Raw genomic sequence first — 4,856 nt, 5'->3', positions numbered from 1 at the left:
TCATTGTTTCTTCAGGTACGACCAAGTAGTGTGATTGAGTGTAAACGGATAAATGAAGTTAGATAAATTGTTTCAAAGTTTTCTGCTGTCAGGTGCGGTTGTTCTTTTTATCAGCAATCCTGCGATATCTGAAGAAGTACAAGAAGATGTTGAAGGCGAATCTTTTACCCAGGCGACAGGGAAATCTGCATTAAATGAGAAAGTTGCAGTTAAAGATAAAGAATTTGCGATGCCTGTGGTGGACATAGCCATTGCCCAATCCCCAGTTGATCCCCTTCGTTCCAGAAAACCCCAACTTAAAGAGTCTCAAATCGCAAGTTCACCGCAAAGAGCAAAGTCGGGTGAAGCAAGTAAAAACATTCCCCAACTAAGCGAAATCGAACTTCCCGCTACTAGCGCAATCATGCTGGTACAGACACCAACACCAACTACTCCCCCTAATCCAGAACAACGAAGTGGGGATCAAGTTGTACCAATTACAGGAGTTAAGGCAAATCCCACAGACAAAGGGGTAGAGGTGATTTTAGAGACCCCTCTTGGGACTCAACTGCAAGTCACAAATCGCAGTGCTGAGAATAACTTTATCGCTGATATTCCTAATGCTCAATTGCGTTTACCCAATGGTGATAGTTTCACATTCCGTTCCCAAAAACCAGTTACAGGAATTACTGAGATAACTGTGATAAATCTGGATGCCAATACTATCCGAATGACAGTAGCAGGTGAGGTGGCATTGCCCGTTGTGGAGTTATTTGATGATAATGCAGGGCTGGTTTTTGGGATAAATTCTGCTGCAACAGCGACGCAGCCACCGCAGCTACCCGAAACACCACAAGTACAGCAGCCAGCAAGTGAGACGCCGCAAGAGCAACCAGCAGCGCAGCCGGATGAGCCGATTGAGTTGGTGGTGACAGGTGAGCAAGATGGGTATCGCGTAACGAATACTACGACTGGGACAAGAACCGATACACCTTTGCGTGACATTCCCCAATCGATTCAGGTAGTGCCTCAAGAAGTGTTGCGCGATCAAAATGTGACTCGCTTAGAAGATGCGGTTAGAAATGTCCCTGGTGTTAATCAGAGCTTTAACTTTGGGCCAATTGCTGCTTTTACCATTCGCGGATTCACCGTAACAGAAACGAATGTTCTCAGAGATGGACTGATTGACGTATTGGCTGGACAAGTGACTGAACTTTCCAGTATTGAGCGAGTCGAAGTTCTCAAAGGGCCTGCATCAGTGCTATTTGGTTTAGGTAGTCCAGGGGGAAGTATCAACCTAGTATCTAAACGTCCCTTAAGCGAACCCTTTTATGCTATTGACGCAACCCTTGGAACTTATAGTTATTATCGAGGTGCGATTGATTTCTCAGGGCCGTTAGATGACTCGAAGACGGCTTTATATCGTCTCAACGTAGCCTATAGAAATTCAGATAGTTTTGCTGATTTCTTTAATGGTGGTGAAAACTTAAACATATCGCCTGTTATCAGTGTGGACATTGGCGAGAGAACTAACCTCATATTAGAGGGAGAATACATCAAGACAAGAGATTCCTACCCATCTGGTGTACCTGTCATTGGTAGTATATTACCTAACCCCATCGGTGAAGTGTCTCGTAACCGCAACTTTGGTGAACCTTCTGACAAAATTGAACTGGCAATTACAAGGCTTGGATACCAACTAGAACACAAGTTTAATGATAACTGGTCGTTACGTAATGCATTTCGGTTTGTGTTTCGTGATTACACTGACTTAATTACGCTTCCCGGAAGATTGGGTGCAGACAATCAAACTTTTAATCGTGTAGATCGAGAATACGAGCTTGAAAATACATATTATGCTCTGGCCACAAATTTGGTTGGCAAGTTCTCCACTGGTTCAATTCAGCATCAGCTACTATTTGCAGTTGATTTTAATAGTTTAGAAAACTTGTCACCAATATATGCTGAACGGGAAGCAAACCCGATTAATATCTTTAATCCTGTTTATGGTCAAGCAAAAATACCGGGAGCAGCCGTTGGTTTTGAAAGTAGCGATCGCTCGCTCACCAACTCATGGGGAATTTATGTTCAAGACCAAGTTACACTCTCAGAAGGCTTAAAGTTGTTGTTAGGCGTGCGGTTTGATACTTTTGATCGTAAATATACAGATTTCATCACTAACACAGAAAGCAGTGGCTCGGATAGTGCATTCAGTCCTCGTTTTGGGATTGTCTATCAACCCATACCTGCCATCTCACTCTATGCAAGTTACACAAGTTCATTTACCCCACCAGATGGTACAGTCTTTTTCGGTATTGACTCTACCTTGAAGCCAGAACGCGGTAATCAGTACGAGGTTGGGGTAAAGGCAGATTTGAGCGATCGCCTTTCGGCAACACTCGCATTCTTTGATTTGACCCGTACTAATGTCTCTGTAGCAGACCCCAATCGTGAAGGTTTTCAAATCCAAGTAGGTGAGCAAAATAGCCAAGGTATTGAACTGAATATTGCAGGTGAAATTTTGTCGGGCTGGAATATTTATGCAGGCTATGGTTATATCGATGCACGTACTACGGAAGATACTAATCCTGAATTGGTTGGAAATCGCTTACCAGATACCGCAAAGCATTCTTTCAACTTATGGACAAGCTACGAAATTCAACAAGGGGAATTACAAGGTTTAGGGGCAGGACTAGGCTTGTTTTTTGTAGGCGATCGCGCTGGAGATTTGACCAATACTTATGATGTGCCTAGTTATGTTCGCACTGATGCAGCGATTTTCTATAACCGAGAGAGATTCCGAGTTGCACTCAACTTCAAAAATCTATTTGACGTAAACTATTTTGAAAGTGCGCTTAATTCTAATCGTGTTTACTACGGACAGCCTTTTACACTTCAAGGAACAGTTTCCTGGCAATTTTAATAATTAAGACAATTGACATGGTTTTCATCGAAGAATGTTTACAGAAAGAGCCACGTACCTAGCTATTTACGGACAGATACCGCCATATTTTACAAACAAGATAAGTGGAGAGCATCGCTCAATGTCAGGAATCTATTCGGGGTAGACTACTTTGAAAGTTCTTTCAATCGAAATCGGCTTTTTGCTGGAGAAGACCTTACTATTCAAGGTACGATTTCTTGGCAATTCTAACAGCCAAGGAAAGAGACGAAGATACATAAGCCGCTTCGTCACTTGGCTGTCTTTAGGCATGATGGGACTTTTGCTTGTCACAGCCTGTACTCCTAAAGATCGCCACAACATTCAAATACCTATTGAATCGGGCATTGCAGAGTGCCATTCGTTTCAACACGTTATGGGTGAAACTTGTATTCCTACTGCCCCGAAACGTATCATTACATTATCTGCCTTAACTCTCAATAATGCCCTTCTTCTGGGAGTAAAGCCCCTTGGCAGCACTCATTTTCTAGACGATCATAAGTTACTTATCAGCAATGGCATAGAATATTTGGGGCCTTCTCAACCTAATCTAGAGAAAATATCCTTGCTTAAGCCAGATTTGATTTTGGGCTGGGAAAATCTTGACAAGAGTGTTTACCCCTTACTTTCAAAAATTGCTCCTACCGTGTTGGGAAAGTTTAAAGAACCTCTGGATTGGTCAAAGCACTTTGATTTTGTCGCTCAGGTTTTAGGCAAGGAAAAAGAAGCTAAAGAAGCGTGGCAGAATTACTACAAAAAAATTGAAACCTTGAAAATAGCTTTGGGCATTGACGCGGCCTCTCTAAAGGAGAATGGCTACCAGGGACAAAAAATTTCATTTATCCACGCACATTCTGGTAATCGTGGTGTTGAGAGTGATGTGAAAAACTCGTTTGCTGGTTCTATTCTAGATACTGTTGGTTTACAGCGTCCAACAGCACAGAATATTAATGCTTACTATGGAAGCATCAGTATTTCTGAAGAGGAACTAGAGAAGGCTGATGGAGATGTGCTATTTGTTTCTATATATAGAAATAACGCCAAAGAAGCTTTTGCAAAAATTCAGAAAAGCCCCCTTTGGAAACGCCTTAATGCAGTTCAGAAAAATCATGTTTATTTAGTTGATACCTCAACCTGGACTGGTTCAAGTTTACCTGCGGCAAATGCTGTCCTTGATGATCTCTACAAATACCTCGTCAACGCACCTTAAGCTAACGTGAGTTCGACGGTTGTAAAAAGGCGAAAAGCTTTCTAGATAGAAATTTGATAAACTGGGCAGGAATATAGCGATGCCTGCGGCCGGCTACGCCTAAGCTAAGATTGATTGAGAATCGAGGAAAAAGCCAGTCATAAAAAACGCCGAGACTAAAAATATCTCACAAAAATCAGGGTAAGGGCTTAGTGTACCATTGTATCTCGCCTCGATATCGTACAAATCTTCTGTGGCGTAGATGATTTTTGCAACCTTTGGGAGAAATTGTGGCAATAAGTACCACGTCCCATCAATAAGCCAATTACGGAAATAGGTATATAAGTAGGTCGGCGCAATTAAAGCTAACTGGCTAAGGCTGTCATTTGTCCTTTGTCATTGGTCATTAGCAAGGGTTTTAAGCCTATTTATGTTTCGTAACATACTTTGTTTTTTTTGCGCCAACTTACTTACTGTCTGCCATGTTGGGAGAAATCCTCAGGCAAGTCTTGCCATTTACATCCTTGGACTAGAACATAAAAAATGGCATTCAGCACTGCCCACATATCCACTATTCGCGGACGGCCACCAGGTTTAGTCGCAGGAATCAAGGGTTTTGGGTCAGGTAAAGAGAGTATGCTTTACTCATCGCTCTCAATGGTGCTGTATGTACGTATCTACAGCTTATGCCCTGAGAGCTTTTTTTACTCAACTAGGAACTTTTCAAACATCCTCTTAGACCTGTCT

At 42.3% G+C, this 4,856-nt stretch carries 3 protein-coding genes and 1 pseudogene; 3 read left to right on the top strand and 1 reads right to left on the bottom strand.

Going from position 1 to position 4,856, the window contains the following annotated elements:
* The first annotated feature begins 52 nt into the window (after window positions 1-52).
* Both IQ229_RS13135 and IQ229_RS13125 read left to right on the top strand, forming a co-directional pair.
* Window positions 53-2,902: a TonB-dependent siderophore receptor gene (locus IQ229_RS13135; RefSeq protein ID WP_194044326.1), complete on the top strand. Its 2,850-nt coding sequence runs from the start codon at window positions 53-55 to the stop codon at window positions 2,900-2,902.
* Window positions 2,903-3,053: 151 nt separating this feature from the next.
* Window positions 3,054-4,130: an iron-siderophore ABC transporter substrate-binding protein gene (locus tag IQ229_RS13125; protein ID WP_228013438.1), complete on the top strand. Its 1,077-nt coding sequence runs from the start codon at window positions 3,054-3,056 to the stop codon at window positions 4,128-4,130.
* A gap of 450 nt (window positions 4,131-4,580) precedes the next feature.
* Here the strand turns inward: IQ229_RS13125 and IQ229_RS13120 are convergent.
* Window positions 4,581-4,720 (bottom strand): annotated as a pseudogene (locus IQ229_RS13120) (transposase); the annotation flags it as partial.
* Here IQ229_RS13120 and IQ229_RS24850 point away from each other — a divergent pair.
* On the top strand, window positions 4,653-4,856 hold a 204-nt coding region (locus IQ229_RS24850; protein WP_409339928.1), incomplete at its 3' end, for a hypothetical protein. The pseudogene IQ229_RS13120 and the gene IQ229_RS24850 sit on opposite strands and share 68 nt — an antisense overlap.

The organism is Nostoc cf. edaphicum LEGE 07299, from assembly GCF_015207245.1.
In the GTDB taxonomy this organism is placed as follows: Bacteria; Cyanobacteriota; Cyanobacteriia; order Cyanobacteriales; family Nostocaceae; genus Nostoc; species Nostoc edaphicum_B.
Note: the sequence above shows the minus strand (reverse complement) of the source record. Positions and strands in the feature narration are given on the sequence as shown.